This is a genomic window from Curtobacterium sp. AC273, assembly GCF_979253735.1.
On record NZ_CEEDDU010000013.1, the window covers coordinates 53755 to 73619 of the forward strand.

The 19865-nt window shown below is 68.7% G+C and carries 12 protein-coding genes, 2 rRNA genes and 7 pseudogenes; 7 read left to right on the forward strand and 14 right to left on the reverse strand.

What is annotated here, in order from left to right:
- Positions 1–27 precede the first annotated feature (27 nt).
- From ACZ8AI_RS20180 to ACZ8AI_RS20205, 6 genes and pseudogenes are all read right to left on the reverse strand, one after another.
- Positions 28–3162 (reverse strand): 23S ribosomal RNA (locus tag ACZ8AI_RS20180).
- Between the two features lie 440 nt (positions 3163–3602).
- Positions 3603–5136: ribosomal RNA gene (locus tag ACZ8AI_RS20185) — 16S ribosomal RNA — on the reverse strand.
- Together the 16S and 23S rRNA genes form the textbook arrangement of a ribosomal RNA operon.
- A 514-nt stretch (positions 5137–5650) precedes the next feature.
- Positions 5651–6885, reverse strand: a pseudogene (gene rlmN / locus ACZ8AI_RS20190) (dual-specificity RNA methyltransferase RlmN).
- Positions 6886–6907: 22 nt separating this feature from the next.
- Complete coding sequence (locus tag ACZ8AI_RS20195) at positions 6908–7243, reverse strand: C40 family peptidase (RefSeq protein WP_464859616.1); 336 nt, start codon at positions 7241–7243, stop codon at positions 6908–6910.
- Positions 7162–7875 (reverse strand): hypothetical protein, encoded by a 714-nt coding sequence (locus ACZ8AI_RS20200; protein ID WP_464859617.1) that lies wholly within the window; start codon positions 7873–7875, stop codon positions 7162–7164. The genes ACZ8AI_RS20195 and ACZ8AI_RS20200 overlap by 82 nt, the downstream gene beginning before the upstream one ends.
- 265 nt (positions 7876–8140) lie before the next feature.
- Complete coding sequence (locus ACZ8AI_RS20205; RefSeq protein WP_464859618.1) at positions 8141–8875, reverse strand: pyridoxamine 5'-phosphate oxidase family protein; 735 nt, start codon at positions 8873–8875, stop codon at positions 8141–8143.
- Between the two features lie 118 nt (positions 8876–8993).
- Between ACZ8AI_RS20205 and ACZ8AI_RS20210 the strand changes: the two are divergent.
- Positions 8994–9056 (forward strand): annotated as a pseudogene (locus ACZ8AI_RS20210) (hypothetical protein); the annotation flags it as partial.
- A gap of 58 nt (positions 9057–9114) precedes the next feature.
- Positions 9115–10362 carry an aminotransferase-like domain-containing protein gene (locus ACZ8AI_RS20215; RefSeq protein ID WP_464859619.1) on the forward strand — a complete coding sequence of 416 codons (1248 nt, stop codon included), beginning with the start codon at positions 9115–9117 and terminating at the stop codon, positions 10360–10362.
- 218 nt (positions 10363–10580) lie between these two features.
- On the opposite strand, the pseudogene ACZ8AI_RS20220 reads toward ACZ8AI_RS20215, so the two are convergent.
- Positions 10581–11252 (reverse strand): annotated as a pseudogene (locus tag ACZ8AI_RS20220) (alpha/beta fold hydrolase); the annotation flags it as partial.
- 110 nt (positions 11253–11362) lie between these two features.
- Positions 11363–12193 (reverse strand): helix-turn-helix domain-containing protein, encoded by an 831-nt coding sequence (locus ACZ8AI_RS20225; RefSeq protein ID WP_464859620.1) that lies wholly within the window; start codon positions 12191–12193, stop codon positions 11363–11365.
- A gap of 607 nt (positions 12194–12800) precedes the next feature.
- On the opposite strand from ACZ8AI_RS20225, the pseudogene ACZ8AI_RS20230 reads away from it, so the two are divergent.
- Positions 12801–12968, forward strand: a pseudogene (locus tag ACZ8AI_RS20230) (GntR family transcriptional regulator); the annotation flags it as partial.
- Positions 12969–13164: 196 nt separating this feature from the next.
- Positions 13165–13281, forward strand: a pseudogene (locus ACZ8AI_RS20235) (DUF1648 domain-containing protein); the annotation flags it as partial.
- A 993-nt stretch (positions 13282–14274) separates the two neighbouring features.
- Here ACZ8AI_RS20235 and ACZ8AI_RS20240 read toward each other — a convergent pair.
- Together ACZ8AI_RS20240 and ACZ8AI_RS20245 are read right to left on the reverse strand one after the other, a co-directional pair.
- Positions 14275–14787: an SDR family NAD(P)-dependent oxidoreductase gene (locus tag ACZ8AI_RS20240; protein WP_464859621.1), complete on the reverse strand. Its 513-nt coding sequence runs from the start codon at positions 14785–14787 to the stop codon at positions 14275–14277.
- Complete coding sequence (locus ACZ8AI_RS20245; protein ID WP_464859622.1) at positions 14694–15086, reverse strand: SDR family NAD(P)-dependent oxidoreductase; 393 nt, start codon at positions 15084–15086, stop codon at positions 14694–14696. Before ACZ8AI_RS20245 ends, ACZ8AI_RS20240 begins: the two co-directional genes overlap by 94 nt.
- Positions 15087–15164: 78 nt before the next feature.
- Here ACZ8AI_RS20245 and ACZ8AI_RS20250 point away from each other — a divergent pair.
- The 3 genes and pseudogenes from ACZ8AI_RS20250 to ACZ8AI_RS20260 all read left to right on the forward strand — a co-directional run.
- A pseudogene (locus ACZ8AI_RS20250) lies at positions 15165–15791 on the forward strand (hypothetical protein); the annotation flags it as partial.
- Positions 15792–15797: 6 nt separating this feature from the next.
- Positions 15798–16511 (forward strand): hypothetical protein, encoded by a 714-nt coding sequence (locus ACZ8AI_RS20255; protein WP_464859721.1) that lies wholly within the window; start codon positions 15798–15800, stop codon positions 16509–16511.
- 11 nt (positions 16512–16522) lie between these two features.
- Positions 16523–16738: a hypothetical protein gene (locus tag ACZ8AI_RS20260; protein ID WP_464859623.1), complete on the forward strand. Its 216-nt coding sequence runs from the start codon at positions 16523–16525 to the stop codon at positions 16736–16738.
- A 78-nt stretch (positions 16739–16816) separates the two neighbouring features.
- Here ACZ8AI_RS20260 and ACZ8AI_RS20265 read toward each other — a convergent pair whose 3' ends face one another.
- The 4 genes and pseudogenes from ACZ8AI_RS20265 to ACZ8AI_RS20280 form a co-directional block, all read right to left on the reverse strand.
- On the reverse strand, positions 16817–17734 hold the full coding sequence (locus ACZ8AI_RS20265; protein ID WP_464859624.1) for a phosphogluconate dehydrogenase C-terminal domain-containing protein: 918 nt from the start codon (positions 17732–17734) through the stop codon (positions 16817–16819).
- A complete protein-coding gene (locus ACZ8AI_RS20270) occupies positions 17731–18576 on the reverse strand; it encodes a sugar phosphate isomerase/epimerase family protein (protein WP_464859625.1) in 846 nt (281 codons plus the stop codon). The genes ACZ8AI_RS20265 and ACZ8AI_RS20270 overlap by 4 nt, the downstream gene beginning before the upstream one ends.
- The gene (locus ACZ8AI_RS20275) at positions 18573–19364 is read right to left on the reverse strand and encodes a triose-phosphate isomerase family protein (RefSeq protein WP_464859626.1); all 792 of its coding nucleotides are present in this window, start codon (positions 19362–19364) and stop codon (positions 18573–18575) included. The genes ACZ8AI_RS20270 and ACZ8AI_RS20275 overlap by 4 nt, the downstream gene beginning before the upstream one ends.
- Positions 19364–19848: pseudogene (locus ACZ8AI_RS20280) on the reverse strand (ribose-5-phosphate isomerase). Before ACZ8AI_RS20280 ends, ACZ8AI_RS20275 begins: the two are co-directional and overlap by 1 nt.
- Positions 19849–19865: the final 17 nt, after the last annotated feature.

The following is a 19865-nucleotide window of genomic DNA, read 5'->3' on the forward strand; positions in this document are numbered from 1 at the left end:
ACACCCGAAGGTGTGGGAAATAGTTGTGTTGTCAAGTCTTCGGCTTATTAGTACCGGTCAGCTCCACGGGTCGTTAGTCCCCGCTTCCACATCCGGCCTATCAACCCAGTAGTCTGCTGGGAGCCTCTCACACTCAAGGTGCATGGAAATCTCATCTCGAGGACGGCTTCCCGCTTAGATGCTTTCAGCGGTTATCCGGTCCGAACGTAGCTCATCAGCGGTGCCCTTGTCAGAACAACTGACACACAAGAGGTTCGTCCATCCCGGTCCTCTCGTACTAGGGATAGATCTTCTCAAATTTCCAACGCGCGCAGCGGGATAGGGACCGAACTGTCTCACGACGTTCTAAACCCGGCTCATAGCGTGCCGCTTTAATGGGCGAACGGCCCAACCCTTGGGACCTACTCCAGCCCCAGGATGCGACGAGTCAGACATCACGAGGTGCCAAACCATGCCGTCGATATGGACTCTTGGGCAAGATCAGCCTGTTATCCCCGAGGTACCTTTTATCCGTTGAGCGACAGCGCTTCCACAAGCCACTGCCGGATCACTAGTCCCGACTTTCGTCCCTGCTCGACCTGTCAGTCTCACAGTCAAGCTCCCTTGTGCACTTACACTCGCCACCTGATTGCCAACCAGGTTGAGGGAACCTTTGGGCGCCTCCGTTACTCTTTGGGAGGCAACCGCCCCAGTTAAACTACCCATCAGGCACTGTCCATGAACCCGATCAGGGTCCTACGTTAGACATCCAAAGTGACCAGAGTGGTATTTCAACAATGACTCCACGAACACTAGCGTGCCCGCTCCACAGTCTCCCACCTATCCTACACAAGCCACTCCGAACACCAATACCAAACTGTAGTAAAGGTCACGGGGTCTTTCCGTCCTGCTGCGCGTAACGAGCATCTTTACTCGTAGTGCAATTTCGCCGAGTTCGCGGTTGAGACAGCTGGAAGTCGTTACGCCATTCGTGCAGGTCGGAACTTACCCGACAAGGAATTTCGCTACCTTAGGATGGTTATAGTTACCACCGCCGTTTACTGGGGCTTAAATTCAGAGCTTCGCCCAAAGGCTAACCCCTCCTCTTAACCTTCCAGCACCGGGCAGGCGTCAGTCCGTATACATCGTCTTGCGACTTCGCACGGACCTGTGTTTTTAGTAAACAGTCGCTTCCCACTGGTCTCTGCGGCCTTCAACGCTCGCGGAGTAAATCCGGTCACGTGTCCGGCCCCCCTTCTCCCGAAGTTACGGGGGCATTTTGCCGAGTTCCTTAGCCACGATTATCTCGATCTCCTTGGTATTCTCTACCTGACCACCTGAGTCGGTTTCGGGTACGGGCGGCTGCAACCTCGCGTCGATGCTTTTCTCGGCAGCATAGGATCACTGATTTCCCCTTACGGGTACGCGTCGGATCTCAGGCACACAGACGACGGATTTGCCTATCGTCAGCCCTACATCCTTACACCAGGTTCACCTTACGGATACCATCGCCTGGCTCAGCTACCTTCCTGCGTCACACCTGTTCATACGCTAACCGCACCAGCATGGGTTCGAGCGTTAGACCGGACCGCATCACCCCGAAGGGATCCGCTGGAACCGGGTTGGGACTCTTAGCACCACTGGATTAGCTTGGGCGGTTGTTCGCCGGTACAGGAATATCAACCCGTTGTCCATCGACTACGCCTGTCGGCCTCGCCTTAGGTCCCGACTTACCCAGGGCGGATTAACCTGGCCCTGGAACCCTTGGTCTTTCGGAGGACGGGTTTCTCACCCGTCTTTCGCTACTCATGCCTGCATTCTCACTCGTGTAGCGTCCACGGCTGGATCACTCCGCCGCTTCACTCGCCACACGACGCTCTCCTACCACTCCGCACGACTGAACCACGAAGGCTTATCGAGTGTGCGAAATCTACAACTTCGGTGGTGTGCTTGAGCCCCGTTACATTGTCGGCGCGGAATCACTTGACCAGTGAGCTATTACGCACTCTTTCAAGGGTGGCTGCTTCTAAGCCAACCTCCTGGTTGTCTATGCAACTCCACATCCTTTCCCACTTAGCACACGCTTAGGGACCTTAGTTGGTAGTCTGGGTTGTTTCCCTCTCGACGATGAAGCTTATCCCCCACCGTCTCACTGCTGCGCTCTCACTCACCGGCATTCGGAGTTTGGCTGACGTCAGTAACCTGTTGAGGCCCATCGGCCATCCAGTAGCTCTACCTCGCGGCGAGAAACACGCAACGCTGCACCTAAATGCATTTCGGAGAGAACCAGCTATCACCCGAAGTTTGATTGGCCTTTCACCCCTATCCACAGCTCATCCCCTCCATTTTCAACTGAAGTGGGTTCGGTCCTCCACGACGTCTTACCGTCGCTTCAACCTGGCCATGGATAGATCACTTCGCTTCGGGTCTAGGACATGCGACTGAATCGCCCTATTCAGACTCGCTTTCGCTACGGCTGCCCCGCACGGGTTAACCTCGCCACATATCACTAACTCGCAGGCTCATTCTTCAAAGGCACGCCGTCACCCCTACAAGGAGGCTCCGACGGTTTGTAAGCAAACGGTTTCAGGTACTATTTCACTCCCCTCCCGGGGTACTTTTCACCTTTCCCTCACGGTACTTGTCCGCTATCGGTCATCTGGGAGTATTTAGGCTTATCAGGTGGTCCTGACAGATTCACGGGATTCTCTCGGGCCCCGTGCTACTTGGGATATACATCCGGCCATAACACCATTTCGTCTACGGGGCTATCACCCCTACGGCCCGGCTTTCCAGCCAGTTCGACTATGATGCGCTGTAACCGCCCCAGTCCGGCAGAACTGAGCGACGTGTCCCACAACCCCGACCATGCAACGCCCGCCGGCTATCACACATGATCGGTTTAGCCTCATCCGCTTTCGCTCGCCACTACTCACGGAATCACATGTTGTTTTCTCTTCCTGTGGGTACTGAGATGTTTTCACTTCCCCACGTTCCCTCTACCCGCCCTATATATTCAGGCGGGAGTCACCAGGTCACAAAAGCGCCCAGCGGGGTTTCCCCATTCGGAAATCCTCGGATCGAAGCTCGATTATCAGCTCCCCGAGGCTTATCGCAGATTTCTCCGTCCTTCTTCGGCTCCAGATGCCAAGGCATCCACCGTTTGCTCTTAGAAACTTGACCACAAAGATTAAAATTGCGACCAACTCGTCAACAACAACCACCCGAAGGTGATCATCATCGCGAGTGATCTAAAAGATGCTCGCGTCCACTGTGTAGTTCTCAACATACGATCGGCACCACACTCCCCCAGGCAAACCTGCCCGGCTTCACGTGGCCCACCGAAGGACACCCACAAGCCAGTAACGACTCATGCGGCCCAACCCCCACCAACACCACCCTCACGGGCATGCGGCAGGAAGCCTGGTCCCTCAGGACCCAACAACGTGCACCAGCCAGCAGCTCCACCCCGACCCGTTCCGACCCTGCAAGCAGGATGTACTACGACCGGAAGCTTCACTCCCGACTGCACTGTCAATGTTCCACCGCATGAGCTACCGGCAACCACGTTCGGGTTACTCGGCGCCTGGATCCCAGCAAGCTGGAACCAGATGCTCCATAGAAAAGGAGGTGATCCAGCCGCACCTTCCGGTACGGCTACCTTGTTACGACTTAGTCCTAATCACCGATCCCACCTTCGACGGCTCCTTCCACAAGAGGTTAGGCCACCGGCTTCGGGTGTTACCGACTTTCATGACTTGACGGGCGGTGTGTACAAGGCCCGGGAACGTATTCACCGCAGCGTTGCTGATCTGCGATTACTAGCGACTCCGACTTCCATGAGGTCGAGTTGCAGACCTCAATCCGAACTGAGACCGGCTTTTTGGGATTCGCTCCACCTTACGGTATCGCAGCCCTTTGTACCGGCCATTGTAGCATGCGTGAAGCCCAAGACATAAGGGGCATGATGATTTGACGTCATCCCCACCTTCCTCCGAGTTGACCCCGGCAGTCTCCTATGAGTCCCCGCCATAACGCGCTGGCAACATAGAACGAGGGTTGCGCTCGTTGCGGGACTTAACCCAACATCTCACGACACGAGCTGACGACAACCATGCACCACCTGTACACCGACCACAAGGGGGCGACCATCTCTGGCCGTTTCCGGTGTATGTCAAGCCTTGGTAAGGTTCTTCGCGTTGCATCGAATTAATCCGCATGCTCCGCCGCTTGTGCGGGCCCCCGTCCAATTCCTTTGAGTTTTAGCCTTGCGGCCGTACTCCCCAGGCGGGGCGCTTAATGCGTTAGCTACGACACAGAAACCGTTGGAAAGGTCCCTACATCTAGCGCCCAACGTTTACGGCGTGGACTACCAGGGTATCTAATCCTGTTCGCTCCCCATGCTTTCGCTCCTCAGCGTCAGTTACGGCCCAGAGATCTGCCTTCGCCATCGGTGTTCCTCCTGATATCTGCGCATTCCACCGCTACACCAGGAATTCCAATCTCCCCTACCGCACTCTAGTCTGCCCGTACCCACTGCAAGCCCGAGGTTGAGCCTCGGGGTTCTCACAACAGCCGCGACAAACCGCCTACGAGCTCTTTACGCCCAATAATTCCGGACAACGCTTGCACCCTACGTATTACCGCGGCTGCTGGCACGTAGTTAGCCGGTGCTTTTTCTGCAGGTACCGTCAAGAGCAAGCTCCCTTCTTCCCTACTAAAAGAGGTTTACAACCCGAAGGCCGTCATCCCTCACGCGGCGTTGCTGCATCAGGCTTTCGCCCATTGTGCAATATTCCCCACTGCTGCCTCCCGTGAGGAGTCTGGGCCGTGTCTCAGTCCCAGTGTGGCCGGTCACCCTCTCAGGCCGGCTACCCGTCGTCGCCTTGGTGAGCCATTACCTCACCAACAAGCTGATAGGCCGCGAGTCCATCCCCAACCAAAAAATCTTTCCACCACCAGACCATGCGGCCGGCAGTCATATCCAGTATTAGACGTCGTTTCCAACGCTTATCCCAGAGTCAGGGGCAGGTTACTCACGTGTTACTCACCCGTTCGCCACTAATCCACCCAGCAAGCTGGGCATCATCGTTCGACTTGCATGTGTTAAGCACGCCGCCAGCGTTCGTCCTGAGCCAGGATCAAACTCTCCGTAAAAAATTACAACCAACACTGAAGTGCCAGCGAGTTGATTCTGACTGTTGACTGTCTACTGACAATCTTCAATCCAAAAGGAATTGCTCCATGACACCGAAGCTGCCACCAAGCGGTAGCAAACACGGTGCACGGGGTCAATAGAATTGGCGTTGACAATGTGCACGCTGTTGAGTTCTCAAGGACCAGACGCACTCCCCGCTCGGCACCCGAAGGATGCTCCACCAGAGAGGCTTTCGTTCTTGGTTTTCGTTGCCCGGGGAAGAACCGTGGCGGACAAGATCTCCGAGTCTGTGACCCGGTGACCGTCCTGGCCGTTCCGTTCTCCGCCTCAGCGGCAACGAGTGATTACTTTACGCAGAGGTGAACGGGAGCACCAGCCTGGGCCACATCCCGGGCGTGTCGGTCGCTCGATGCCCGGAACCGCGCGGATCGTGTGGAAGCGCGACTCCCCGGGGACGACGAGGGGCACGGTGCGACCCCGCACCGTGCCTCTGGTCAGGACCAGCGTCGCCGCCTACTCGGCAGCGGCCAACTGCCCGCACGCCCCGTCGATCTCCTTGCCACGGGTGTCGCGGAGGGTCGTCGGGATGCCCGCGGCGTTGAGCCGGCGGACGAACTCGTCCTGCACGTGCACCTCGGACGAGGTCCACACGGAGCCCGGCGTCGGGTTGAGCGGGATCGGGTTCACGTGCACCCAGCCCTTGCCGCGCTTGTTGAGCTTCTCGGCCAGCAGGTCGGCACGCCAGGCGTGGTCGTTCATGTCCTTGATGAGCGCGTACTCGATCGAGACCCGGCGACCCGTCTTGACGAAGTAGTTGTGCGCGGCGTCGATCGCCTCGTCGGCCTTCCACCGCGGGTTCACCGGGATGAGCTCGTCGCGGAGCTCGTCGTCCGGCGCGTGCAGGGACAGCGCGAAGGTCACCGGGATGTCCTCGTCGGCGAGCTTGTTGATCGCGGGGACCAGCCCGACGGTCGAGATCGTGGTCCCCCGGGCGCTCATGCCGAGGCCGTCCGGCTGCGGCGCCGCCATGATCCGCACGGCGTCCATCACCCGCTTGTAGTTCGCGAGCGGCTCCCCCATGCCCATGAAGACGATGTTCGTGACGCGCTCGGCGTCGACGCGGTCGTTCCCGCCCTTGCGCGGGTCACCGCCGAAGCTCCCCCGCCGCGATCGCCGCGTTGGCCCGGACGATCTGCTCGATGATCTCGGCAGTGGACATGTTCCGGGTGAGCCCGGCCTGCCCCGTGGCGCAGAAGGGGCAGTTCATGCCGCACCCCGCCTGGGACGAGACGCAGAGCGTGATCCGTCCGGGGTACCGCATCAGGACCGACTCGACCAGGGCCCCGTCGTGCAGCTTCCAGAGGAACTTGATCGTGTCGCCCTTGTCCGTCGCGAGCCGACGGGTCTCGGTGAGGAGCGGCGGCAGCATCCCGGCGACGAGTTCCTCGCGCTGGGCGGCCGGCAGGTCCGTCATCGTCGCCGGGTCGGACGAGTAGTGCGTGAAGTAGTGCGTCGACAGCTGCTTGGCGCGGAAGCCGGGCAGGCCGAGCTCCTTGACCTTCAGCGACGCGTTCCTCGACCGTCATGTCGGCGAGGTGGACCGGCGGCTTCCCCTTCTTCGGGGAGGCGAACTGCAGGAGCGGACGACCCTCGGTGTCGGTCGCCTGCTTCCAGCCCTCGGTGCGCGGACGCACCTGCGGCCGAGCAGACTGCTGCTGTTCGAACGGGGTGCGGGTCTCGGAGGCCATCACTCCAGGATACGGGATCCCGTCAGCTGCCCGCGAGGAGGACCCGGGCGGGGTGGTGCGCGGCCGAGTACATGGGCACGATGTCGACCGGGTCGCCGGGGTGCGGGGCCTGCAGCACGAGGCCGTCGCCGAGGAAGATCCCGACGTGGTCCTCGTTGTCGTACACGGCGAGGTCGCCCGCCTGCGCCTCGGACTCCGGGATGGTCGTCGCGGCGGCGTCCTGGGTCGGCACGTAGTGGACGAGCGGGATGCCGGCCGCGGCGTACGCCACCATCGTCAGCCCGGAGCAGTCGGTGCCCTGGTGGCTCGCACCGCCCTCGACGTACGGGTCGCCCATGTACTGCAGCGCGGTCGCCACGACCGTCGCCCGGTCGCCGCCGGCGGAGAGCACCCCTTCGAGATGGCGTCCTCGGCCTGCTGGGTGCTCACGCCGAACTTCGTCACGATGGTCGGGTACGACACGATCGTCGTGGTGGTGGTCATGCCGTCGGTCTGCACGACGGGGACCTGCACGTCGCGGGCGACGGTGTACGTCTGCGCCAGCTGCGAGGTCGTGGTGCCGTGGTGGGCCTCGGCGGACGGGGTGGCGGCGTTCGCGGGGACGGCCAGCGTCAGGCTCGAGGTCACGGCGATGGCCGGTGCGAGCAGCACGGCGGCACGCTTGGCGTTCGCCGCTCGACGGATGTGCTTCGGGTCCACGGCGCGCTCGGCTCGGAGTGCGGCCGACCGGCTCAGCACGGCGTTGCCGGCGACGGCGGTCGAGGCGACCGGGCGGGGCTGCGCGAGCGAGGCGGTCCGCGCGGGCTTCGCGTGCTCGACGAAGGTCGACCGGGCGACGGCGGGACCGAAGGCCGACCGACGACCCCGCGGGCGACGCGGCTCGACCGGAGCCGGAGCCGGGACAGCAGCCGGGGCGGCAGCCGCTGCAGGAGCAGGAGCGGTGGGAGTGACGACGGTGTCGGGTGCTGCGGGGAGTGCGTGGCGTCCCATGGTTCCTTCCGGGTCGGACGAGCCGACCCGAGCGGAAGACCAGGCGACTCGGAAAAGATAACGTATTGGTCACGAACCTGATCCCGGCTGGGCAGGGGCGGGGGGTTCCTGCGGTTCGTCACAGGGACGGGGCGTTCCTCGCAGCCCGCTCCGGCCCGGCACCGAGCCGTCGTCGAGCAACGCTCGGGTGGCCCGACGCGAGCGCCGCCCGCGAGCGCCGCCCGCGAGCACCGCCCGCGCGCGCCGACCGCCCTGGAGCCGGCCGTCAGGCGGTCGTCGGCCGCATGACGGCGGCGATCCGCGCCTCCCGGTCGGCCGCCTGCCCGTCGAGGCGGGCCGCGAACGCGCGGACCGACCCGTCGACCGGCGCGTCCCCCGAGACCGCTCCCGCGATCGGCGCCCCGGCCCGGACGGCGAGCGGCAGGACGCCGGCCCAGACGCCGTGGTCCTCACCGTCGTCCGCTGCCTCGCCGACGCCGGCCGCACGGATCTTCACGCTGGACCGGTCGAGCGGCAGCTGCAGGACCTGGGTGGCGCGGACCTCCTTGGCGGTCATCTCGCGGACCTCGTCGCGTCGGCCCGGCATGAGGTGGTCGGCGATCTGCCAGAGCGCCTCGGTGCGGAGGTCGTCCGGCACCACGGTCGCGTTCCCGACCACCATCGCGCTCCGGTAGTTCGCGGAGCTGTCGAAGGTCGAGCGCGCGAACACCAGGCCGTCGACGTGCGTCACGGTCGCCGAGACCGGGATGCCCGCCTCGCCGGCGTCGAGGAACAGCCCTCCCCGGTCGAACCGTGCAGCAGCAGGACGGGTCCGGCACCGAGGTCCCCGACACCGCGAGAGGAACGGCAGGACGATCGGGTGGCCGCCGCGGACGAAGCCGGCGTGCGCCACGATCGCCTCGGCCAGGACGGCGGACAGGTCCGCCGGGTCGTGGGACTGCCGGTCGCGCAGGCGACGGACGGTGAGCGAGGGGTCGGACGGGAGGCTCGTGGTGCGCATGCGGGCAACGCTAGGGTCGAGAGTGGTCCGGTCGGTGGACCAGATCGGTGGACTCCGGATGGACCAGTCAGAGAGTACGGCCGGCAAGACCGCGGGCGTGGTCGCGCGGGTGCGCGCGATGGTGCGGGACGGCCGACTGGCCGCCGGGGACGCCCTGCCCTCGACGCGGGCGATGGCGGCCGAGCTCGGGGTGGCGCGCGGCACGGTCGTCGCGGCCTACGAGCAGCTCGACGGCGAGGGTGGATCCGGACGCGGCAGGGTGCGGCGGCTCGGGTGGCCGAGGGGGTGCCGGTCGGTCCGGTCTCGGGGTCCACGCGGCGAGCGCCGGCGGGTCGGGGCATGGCGACGCACACTGCCGGCGCGACGAACGCCGGGTCCGGGTCCGTGCTCGACTGCCGCCCCGGCGTCCCCGCGGTGACCGCGATCGCGCAGCGCGACTGGCGGGCCGCCTGGCGCGCCGCGGCCGAGCCCCGCTGCGGAACGCGCTCTCGGACCCGCTCGGGCTGCCGGAGCTCCGCGCGCAGATCGCCGCACAGGCCGGACTGAGCCGCGGGTTCGCCCCCGACGTCGACCGGGTGGTGGTGACGGGCGGGACCTCGGAGGCGCTGTCCCTGGTCGTCGAAGGGCTCCGCGCGCACCTCGGCCGGGCGCCGGTGGTCGTCGTCGAGGACCCCGGGTACCGCTCCGGGCGTCGGGCACTGACGAGTGCGGGCGCCGTGCTCGTCGGGGTCCCGGTGGACGAGGACGGGCTCGACCTCGACGCCCTCGAGGCGGCTGGCCCGGTCGACGCGGTGGTGGTCACCCCCACGCACCAGTACCCGCTCGGCTCGGTCATGCCCGTGGCTCGCCGGCACCGACTGCTCGCGTGGGCGACGCAGACCGGCACCGTCGTGGTGGAGGACGACTACGACTCCGAGTTCCGGCACCGCGGCAGTCCGGTGCCCGCCCTGGCGGCGCTCGACACCGCCGGCGTCGTCCTGCACGTGGGCGGCTTCTCGAAGACGCTCGACCCGCGCCTCCGGTGCAGCTGGCTGGTGCTGCCGCCGGGCGCCGCGGCCGACGCCGTCGCCGCTGCGCGCACCGCACGTGGCCCGGTCGTCGCGGAGCCCGTCCAGGAGGCGCTCGCGCACCTGCTCCGGACGGGTGCGCTCCGCCGCCACCTCGGCCGGGTCCGGCGCGACTACACGCACCGCCGGGAGCGCATCGCGGCTCGGCTCGACGGGATCGCGGGCCTGGAGGCGCGTGCCCTGAACGGCGGCCTGCACGCGGTGGTCACGTGGTCGGCTCCGGTGACCGCGCGGGCGGTGGTGGCCCGGATGGCCGGGGCCGGGGTCCTCGTGAGCGCGCTCGACGAGTACGAGGTCGCGCCGGGCAGCGCGCCCTCCGGGGTGGTCCTCGGGTACGGCGCGTTGACGATGCCGCAGCTCGACCGGGCGCTCGACGTCCTGCTCGGGGCGCTCCGGGTGTCGGCGGACGGGGTCGGCTGAGGCCGGGTCAGGCGAGCCCGAGTCGCAGGTGCTCCCGGACCCGGTCCTGCACGGCGTCGGCATCGCGGTGCGCCCAGAGCGCGAAGTGGGTCCCGCCGGGCAGCGTGAGGAGTTCGGCGCCGGGGACCTCGGCCGCCGCCCGGGCGCTTGTGGGACAGGTCGACGTCGGTGTCCGCGTCGCCGTGCACGAGCAGGGTGGGCGCGTGGACGTCGCGGAGGCCCAGGTCCGTCACCGCGCCGAGCGTCCGCACGTCGTTGTCCCAGCCGGGCCGGTGCCGTCCCGAGGTGTTGCCCGTGGTCGCGAGGTCGAGCACGAACGCGCGGCGCAGCGAGGTCGGCGAGGACACCCCGCACGTGCTCGGTGAGTGTTGCTCCCGGAGCGAACTCACGCCGGCTTCGACGGAGCGCACCACCACGCCGGGTGCCACCCGGGCCGCTGCCCGCGCGAGGGCCGCCCCCCACGCGGGTGTGCGTGACCACCCACTCGAGCGGCCCGGGGTGCGGCGGGGTCCAGCGCCGGAGAGCCCGGCCGCCACGACGAGCGAGCGGACGCGGTCCGGGTGGCGGGCGGCGAACCGGTAGGCAGCGGGACCGCCGCCGGACCACGCGAGCACTGCCGCGCGGTCGATGCCGAGGTCGTCGAGCACGGCGGCGTACCGGTCGGCCTCGTCGTCGAGCGACGCGTGGTCGGGGTCGAGCGGTGTCCCGAGGTACCCGGGTCGCGACAGCGTGACGACGCGGAACCCGTCGGAGGGCAGGAACCGCGCCATGATCGCGGCGCCGTCGATACCGCCGGGCGTGCCGTGCACGACGAGGACGGGCGCTCCGTCCCCGCGGACGGCGACCTCGGTCCGCGCCGCGTCGGCGGCCGGACGCGTCTCGGACTGCATCACCGGACGATATCCGCGTGACCACGGGCCGGGCTGGGCGGACGGGGCGGGACGGCACCGTGCCTCCCGTCCGCCCTGATGGTCGGTTCAGGACCGACCGGGGCCGGTCCTCAGAACAGGACCGTCTCGGCGCGTTCCGCCCCGACCGTCCGCGACGCGACGGCGATGAGCCGGCGCTGCCCGCGGAGGGTGTCGGCGGGGTACTCGCCGTACCGCGCCGCGTACGCGCCGGAGAACCGACCCATGTGCCGGAACCCGCAGGAGTGCGCGACCGCGGCGACCGAGGTCTCGTGGACGTCCGCGAGCTGCAGGCCGAGCCGCGCCTTCTCGAGCCGCAGGTCGCGCAACCACGCCGTCGGGGTGGTGGCCTCGTACCGCTGGAACGCCTCCTGCAGCGTGCGGACGCTGACGTCCGCAGCGGCGGCGATGTCCGTCGCGGCGAGCGGCCGGTCGAAGTGCGCGTACATGAAGGCCTTCGCCCGCTCGACGGTGCTGGCGGGTGTGCTGCGGGCGATGCGTTCGTCGACGGGGTGGAACGCCTCGATCGCGGCCTCGGCGAGTCGGAGGTCGAGCACGGCGCGGTCCCCGTCCACCACGCGCGGGTCGAGCATGGTCGGTGCGACCTCGCGGAGGACCGACAGCAGCGGACCCAGCCGTTCCGGCTGCGCGGTGACCGGGAGGGTCAGCGGCGTCGGGGACGCGTCGGAGCCGACGACGGCGACGGCTTCGAGGAAGTCGGCGTCGAAGTGCACCAGGTGCTGCGTACCGGGCGGGGCCCAGGCGTGGAAGGGACGACCGGCCGGGTACATCACCGGGACGCCCGGTCGGAGGGTCACCGCGTCGTCGTCGCGGTCGTCGTCGAGGACGATGCCGCCCTCGACCGACCAGGCCAGCACGTACTGCCGGTCCGGCGCCAGGATCCCCGAGCGGCAGGCGGACACCGACGAGGTGCGGAGGCTGACCCGGCCGTCACCCGTCGCACGGTAGCGGAACGCGAACGGTTCGGCTCCGGGGCGAACGCGAAGTCCCGCCCGTCGTAGACCTGCTGGTAGAACGCCCTGGCCTCTTCCGGGTCACTCCACGGCGGACGAACTCGCTGACGCGGGTCCTGCGGACGTCCGTGTCCACCGGCGGAGGGTCCGTCGTCGCATGCTGCGGACTCATCGGCGCCCCGTCCACGACCGTCCCGGATCCGCACGAGGTCCCCGAGCGATGGCTCGGAGTCCGTCGGCAGCGGCCAGCCGCGCTTGGTGGCCTTCCGGACGTGTCGGTACGTGGTCACGTGGACCGGCTGGACGTCGTCGTTCGATTCGTACTTCGTCATTTCGTGCTCCCTGATCACGGTGCTCCTCGTACCGGACCGGACACCATGCTCAGGACAATCCGCGTCTGGACGAGACGCAAAACGAATTCCGTTGTCCGGGACGGTACGCGTGCGGTTTCGCTCCCGCGTGGACCGGACTGCCAGACCGCGCATGATGGACGGAACGCGGGCCGGACGTGGTCATCGGCCTGGTTTGCGCCGGATTGTTCGCATAGAATGCGAACATGTTGATCACCGTCGACCCTGGGGCGAAGGCCTCGCTCGCCGAGCAGGTCGCCGCCCAGATCCGGTACGCGATCGCCCGCGGCGACCTCCGGAGCGGGGAGCGACTGCCGTCCGCGCGCGACCTCGCCGCCGCCGTCGACGTCAACATGCACACGGTGCTCCGCGCGTACGCCGAGCTGCAGGACGACGGGCTCATCGAGTTGCGTCGCGGCCGCGGGGCGACGGTGCTGCGGTCCGGGAACGCCTCGTTCGACCGGCTCCGCGCACTCGTGACGGAGCTCCGTGACCAGGCGGAGACCCTCGGGGTCCCGCTCGACGACCTGTACGCGATGATCAAGGGGCACGATGACGACCACACGATCGATGAACGCCGGAGCACGGGTGGCGGTGGTGGCTCCCGGAGTCGCCGTGCTGCTGGCCCTGGTCGTCTCGGCGCTGACGCTGGGCCCCGGGCTGCCGACGCGGGTGGCGACGCACTTCGGCGCCGACGGGACGGCCGACGGCTGGGGGTTCGCCGTGGCCGTGCTCTGGATCGCCGCTGCCCTCGCCGTCGGGTCGCTCGTGCTGTCGGGCATGGCACTGCGGTCGGCCGACCGGCGGACCTGGGCGATGGTGCTCCTGGTCGCGAACCTGCTCGCCGGGTCGCTCGGCACGGCCTGGATCGTCGTGGCGGCCGTGAACGCGTCCGGCGACCCGCGGTTCCCGGTGTGGTGGGCACTGGTCGTCCTGCCGGTGATCGCGATCCTGGCGGCTCCCCCGACGATCGCGCTCGTCCGGCACGCTGCGCCGGTGCCGGCGCACGACGTCGAGCCGCTCGACGTCACGCCGGACGCCCGGGTCGCGTGGCGCGCGCGGATCGGCAGCCCGTGGCTCGCCGCGGTCGGGGTCGTCGCACTGCTCCTCGGCGTCTGGGCGGTGTGGCTGACCGCCTCGGTCAGTGCCGGCACCGCCGTGGTCACGGGCGTGCTGCTGCTCGTCGCCGGGATCGCGGTGCTCGTGCTCGCCCGGGTCGAGGTCACCGTCGACCGGCGGGGGCTCCCGGCTCACCTCGACGTGGACCCGGATCCCGATCATGCGCGTGCCGCTCTCGCGCATCGAGTCCTGCGGGTGGGAAGAGGTCTCGCCGGGGCGGTGGGGTGGCTGGGGCTACCGGATCTCCGGGCGGGGCATCGCGTACGTGGTCCGGTCCGGGCCGGGGATCGTCGCTCGGCTGCGGGGTGGCGGCGCGCGCATGGTGACCGTGGCGGACGCGGAGCGCGGAGCGGCGGCGCTCGGAGCGTTGTTGGCGGGCGGATCGGCGGGCGGATCGGCGGGCGGTTCGGCGGGCGGCTCGGCGGGCCGAGATTCGGCGTGAGCGGCAGTTCTCGGGCTCCGGAGCGCGAGAACTGTCGCTCAGCCCGAAACTCGGGGGCGGGCCGGGGCGGGCCGGGCCAGGCCGGGCGGGGGCGCGCGGGCGCGGCGCGGCGCCGCGCGCTACAGGCTCGTCATGCCGCCGTCGACGCGGAACTCGGCGCCGGTGGCGTACGAGGACTCCTCGCTGGCGAGGTAGACCATGATGCCGGTGACGTCCTCCGGCGTGCCGAGGCGACCGAGCGGCGTCCGCGACACGATGGCCGCGCGTGACGCCGGGTCGCCCGAGATCGCCGACACGAGGGCCGTCTCCGTGTAGCCCGGCACGACCGTGTTCACGCGGATGCCGTCCGGCGCGTACGCCATCGCCGTCGCGCGGACGAGCGCGTGGGTGCCGCCCTTCGTCGACGAGTACGCGGCGAACCCGGCACCCTCGCCGTTCAGGCCGGTCGGGGACCCGGTCGCGATGATCGACCCACCACTGCCAGCCGCCAGCATCGTCCGGACCGCGTGCTTCACCGTGAGGAACGTCCCGGTGAGGTTCACCGCCACCGTCCGGTTCCAGGTCTCGAGCGAGACTTCGGCCACGGCGGCGTCGTGGCCGAACAACTGCACCCCGGCGTTCGCGACGACCACGTCGGGGTCCATCCCTGCGCGACGAGGGCGGCGAACCCGGCCTCGACGCCGGCCTCGTCGGCGATGTCCATGGTGCACGCGACCGCGCGGTCGTCGGAGCCGGCGGCGGACGCCGCTCCCGAGGCAGCGGCGGCGTCGCGGTCGGCGTAGACCACGCGCGCGCCCTCCTCGACGAAGCGGTCGGCGATGGCGCGGCCGATCCGGATCCGGCCCCGGTCACCAGTGCGGTCCTGCCGGTCAGTCGTGCGGTCATGCGGGCACTCCGTCCTCGGAGCGCCGTCGCTCCACGATCCCATCATTGCGCAACCGGTTGACCGACTGGTAGCAAGAGACCGTGAGCGACGGCGACACGTGGCACCGGGCACCCGACTCCGAGGAGGTCGTCGCGGTCGGGCCCTGGCGCTTCGTCCTGCGCGGCACCGAAAATCGCCGACGTGACGCACCGCGGGGTCACGATCCTGCGGGCGATCCGGTTCGTCACCCGCGACCACGACTGGCGCACCGCCGACGACACCGTGCTGCACCGTTCGGTCGAGGTGCGCGACGACGTCCCGAGCGCCCACGTCCGCATCGACGCGACGAGCGGGTACGACGGCGCACCGGTCCTGCGGTGGGTCCTCGACGTCGCGATCGACGGCGGCACCGTGGCGGTCGACGCCAGCGCGACCACGACCGCCCCGTTCCGCCGCAACCGCATCGGACTCGTCGTCCTGCACCCGCCGACGCTGGCCGGCACGCCGTTCGCGGTCCGGCACGCGTTCGGTCCGCCGACCGAGCAGGTCTTCCCCACGTGGATCGCGCCGCACCAGCCCGCGACCGACGTGGTCGAGTACGCGTGGACCGTCGACGGCATCGACGCTGAGCTGCACCTGTCCGGCGACGGCTTCGAGATGGAGGACCAGCGGAACTGGACCGACGCCTCGTTCAAGACGTACTCGACCCCGCTGTCCGATCCCTTCCCCGTCCCGCTCGACTCCGGCACCGCGATCCACCAGTCCGTCGCGCTGCAAGTGCGGTCCGGCGGGAGCGTTCCCGCCGCCGGGTTCGCTCCGGCCGGGAGGCACGCCCTCCCCCGCCCCGGCCCTCGCGCTCCTGGACGGATCGGCTCCCACCACCGCGGTCACCCCGCCGCCGACCCTCCAGCTCCTCGCCGGGTCGGCTCCGGCCGCCGAGCGACCGGACGACGTCGCCCTGCTGGCGGGCGTCCCGATCCTGGTCGAACCGGTGCTCGGCGATCCGGACGCAGCCGCGGCCCTCGCCTCGGCCCGCCGGGACGCCGGCGGCGCACCGCTCGACGTCCGGTTCGTGACCGACGACCCGGACGCGTTGCGCGCGGCCGTCGACGCGGTGCTCGCCGCGGGCCCGGTCGTCCGGGTGGGCGCGGTGGACCCGACGACGCACGTGACGACGCCCGCGCGCAGGACGCGCTCCGGGCGGCGGCGAGGGCCCACGGTGGCCTCGAGGTCGTCGCGGGCACCCGCGCCCACTTCACCGAGCTGAACCGGTCGATCGCGCTGTTCCGCGGGTGGGACGGGCCGCTCGCGTTCAGCGTCACGCCGCAGATGCACGACCGGTCCCGTGCCCAGGTGACCGAGTCGGTGCGGATGCAGCGCTGGGTGGTGATGAGTGCCTCCAGGCTGGCCGCCGGCAGAGCTAGCCACGTCGGTCCGGTGACGCTGCGGCCGCGGCTCAGCGCGGTGGCGACGTCACCCCGCGCGTCGTGACGGACCCGACCGTGGTGCGTGGGTACGGGCCGCAGTCCGTGCCGGACGCGACCGACCCGGGGCAGCACTCGCGCGCTGCTGGCGAGTGGTTCGCCGCGTCCGTGGCGGCGCTCACGGTGCCCGGGGTCGCGTCGATCACGCTCGCCGAGGCGTGGGGGCCGCGCGGCGTCGTGAGGTCGGACGGTGTGCACTCCCCCGCTGCCCGGGCGTTCCGCCGGCCCGACTGACCGAGGACAGGGGAACGCCCCGCCGGAAGGGGGTCGGCGGGGCGTTCCGGTCTCTGTGCGGTCAGCGGCTGGTCCTGATCAGCGGCGCACGGCGTCGATCTTGAGCATCTTGGCGATGACCGAGTCGAGCTCGCTGTCGTCGAAGACCTGCTTCCAGTCCTCCTTGATGAGCTTCTCGCGGCCGTAGCCCATCGCGATGTGGCAGGCGTCCGAGAACGGGTTCGAGCCACGGAGGCCGTTCGTCAGCGCGATCCAGGTGTGGCCGTAGAGCATGGCGCGGGCGGCCTCGCGGGGCACGCCGACGCCGGTGACCGTTTCTTCGAGGGCGTCGTTGAGGAAGTCGCCGATCATGCAGGCGATGGTCTCGACGAGCGTCGGCTCGAGCACGGCGAGCTGCTTCACCGTGACCCAGTGCACCTGGATGACGGGCGCGTACATGGTCGTGATGACGGCCTCGGCGATCGCCTTGGCGGAGTCGCCCTCGTCGCCGAGGGACTCGGACGCGTCGAAGGCCGCGATGACCTCCTGCGGGGCGGCGATGCCACCGAAGGTGTCGTCCCACTCCTCCTTGGTGGTGCGCTCGAGGAACACCGACGGGTGGCACGGGTGCGCCACGGCGTAGTGGATGTCCTCGCGCTTGGCGAGGAGACCCGCGTAGGCGGCGGCCGGGTCGAGCGTCAGGATGCTGGCGCCCGACTTCATGACGGGGACGAGCTGCTCCGAGATGCTGCCGAGCAGGACGTCCGGCACGGCGAGGATCACGACGTCGGCGGCCTTCGCGGCGTCGAGGCTGTCGGTGAGCGACCGGCCGAGGGCCTGGATGCGCTCCTGGCCGGCGGGCGAGGCCTCGCTGTAGAGCGTCGTGTACTCGCTCTTCGCGAAGTTGTTCGAGACGCGGGTGCCCATCTTGCCGCCCGCACCGATCACGGCGACGGTGACGTCGGCCGTGCCGAATCCGGCAGCGACGGTGTGGGTGGTGGTGGCGGTGTCGGTCATGATTCCTGGCTCCTGATGTACTCGATGGTGTGTTCGGTCCACTCCGCCTCGATGCGGGTGGTGGTCTCGGCGGGCGTCTCGCCCGGTCGCGGTTCGGCGCCCGCGTGCTCGTCCTGCCACGGCAGCCAGAACTCGATCACCCGGTTGACGCCGCGGCGGTCGGGGTCGATCGCCGCTCGGACGGCGGCGTAGTCGAGGATCCCGGTGCCGATCGGGACGCCGGTGTACTGGAACCCGACCCAGCCCGGTGAGCGGGTGAACGCGGAGTCCTTGACGTGCCAGTTCCGGGTGTGCGGGGCCGCGGCCGCGACGACCTCGGCGGGGTGTTCGAGCCGTGCGACGGTGTTCGCCGGGTCGAGGCAGATGCCGAGGTGCTCGGGCCCGATCGCCTCGACGACGGCGACGAGGTCGGCGGTGGCCACGACCTCGTACGTCTCGAGTGCGAGGGTCACACCGGCTGCCTCGTACGCGGGCAGTGCCAGGCGGAGACGCTGCTCCGTTTCGGCAGCGTCGGGCTGGTCGTCGCCGCTCGTCCACATGCTCCGGACGAGCGTCGCGCCGAGCTGCTGCGCGACGTGCAGGTACCGGGCGAGGTGCTCCGGCTGCGTGCCGCGGGTGCCGACCTCGAGCACGAGGCCGAGGTCGGTCGCGAGGGTCCGGATCGCCGACAGCCGCTCGTCGCTCGCGGTGTCGAGCGGCAGGTGGTCGCAGATCTGGAAGAGGTCGACGCCGTCGTGGGACGCCGCGTCGCGCAGTGCGTCGTCGAGGGACATCGGCGACGGGGCACGGTCGGACATCCGCCAGAAGTAGGCGTAGGTGGAGAGGCCGAGCAGGGAGGTCACGAGGCCACCGCCAGCGCCTGTGCTTCGTCCAGGATCGTGCGGATCGCCTCGGGGTCGTGCGCGAAGCGCCCGAGGAACAGCCCACCGATGCGGCCCTGACCGCGCGTCAGCAGACCGGGTCCGGCGCTGCCGCCGTAGATGGCGACGGAGCCGGCGAGCTCGGGGCGCGTGGCGAGGTGCTGCTCGATCCCGTCGAGGACGGCGACGATGTGCTCGTCGGGCGCGGGCGCCGGGGCGCCGATCGCCCACACGGGTTCGTAGGCCGCGATGATCGGACCGGCCAGGCCGTCCGCGGTCGCGGTCGCCAGGAACCGGTCGAGCTGCGCGGTCACGTCCGCCACCGCCTCCGGACTGGAGGCGCGGGTCGTCTCGCCGACACAGATCAGGGGGCGTAGGTGGTTGCGGAACGCCGCGTGCACCTTCCCGGCGATCTCGTCGTCCGTCTCGTGGAACAGGTCACGGCGCTCAGCGTGCGCGATCTCGACGAGGTCGACCCCGATCTCACGGAGCTCGGCGCCGGAGACCTCGCCGGTGAACGCGCCGCTGTCCGCCCACGCCAGGTCCTGCGCGCCGAGCGTGACCGGGGCGTCCCCGATCGCCTCGCGCACCGGGACGAGCGCGGGGAACGTCGGGATGACGAAGAGCTCCACCGCGCCGGACCGCACCGCGGGGTGCGTCCGGGCGATGTCGGCCACGGCGGCCGCCCACTCGAGCGTCCGGGCATGGCTGAAGTACATCTTGAGCGACACCCCGATCACCGTGGGGGCGGACGCCGTGGTCGCGGGCATCAGGCGTCGGTCCCGACCGGGGCGGAGCCGTCGTAGGAACAGATCGCCGCGACCTTCTCCGCGCTCGCGCTCGTCTGGTCGAAGGTGTAGCCGAGCCACTCCTTCGCCATCCGGCGGGCGACCTCGACGCCGACGACGCGCTGGCCCATGCAGAGGACCTGGGCGTCGTTCGACAGGATCGAGCGCTCCACCGAGAACGAGTCGTGCGCGGTCACGGCACGGATGCCGGGGACCTTGTTCGCGGCGATCGCGACGCCGAGGCCGGTGCCGCAGATCAGGATCGCGCGGTCGGCCTCGCCGTTCGCCACCAGACGGGCGGCGTCGACGGCGACGTGCGGGTACGCGGTGTGCCCGTCCGCGTCGACACCGACGTCGACGACGGACGCCACGCGGGGTCCTTCGCCATGTCGGCCTTGATGATCTCCTTGTAGTCGAAGCCGGCGTCGTCCGAGCCGACGACGAGACGGAACTGCTGCTCACTCATGCGGGTGTGCCTTTCGT

What these genes read in the sequence shown, in the direction of transcription:
- ACZ8AI_RS20200 (WP_464859617.1), bottom strand. Translation starts at nt 7,875, where the DNA reads ATGGGACGCCACGCACTCCCCGCAGCACCCGACACCGTCGTCACTCCC.
- ACZ8AI_RS20205 (WP_464859618.1), bottom strand. Translation starts at nt 8,875, where the DNA reads ATGCGCACCACGAGCCTCCCGTCCGACCCCTCGCTCACCGTCCGTCGC.
- ACZ8AI_RS20245 (WP_464859622.1), bottom strand. Translation starts at nt 15,086, where the DNA reads ATGATGGGATCGTGGAGCGACGGCGCTCCGAGGACGGAGTGCCCGCAT.
- ACZ8AI_RS20265 (WP_464859624.1), bottom strand. Translation starts at nt 17,734, where the DNA reads ATGACCGACACCGCCACCACCACCCACACCGTCGCTGCCGGATTCGGC.
- ACZ8AI_RS20275 (WP_464859626.1), bottom strand. Translation starts at nt 19,364, where the DNA reads ATGCCCGCGACCACGGCGTCCGCCCCCACGGTGATCGGGGTGTCGCTC.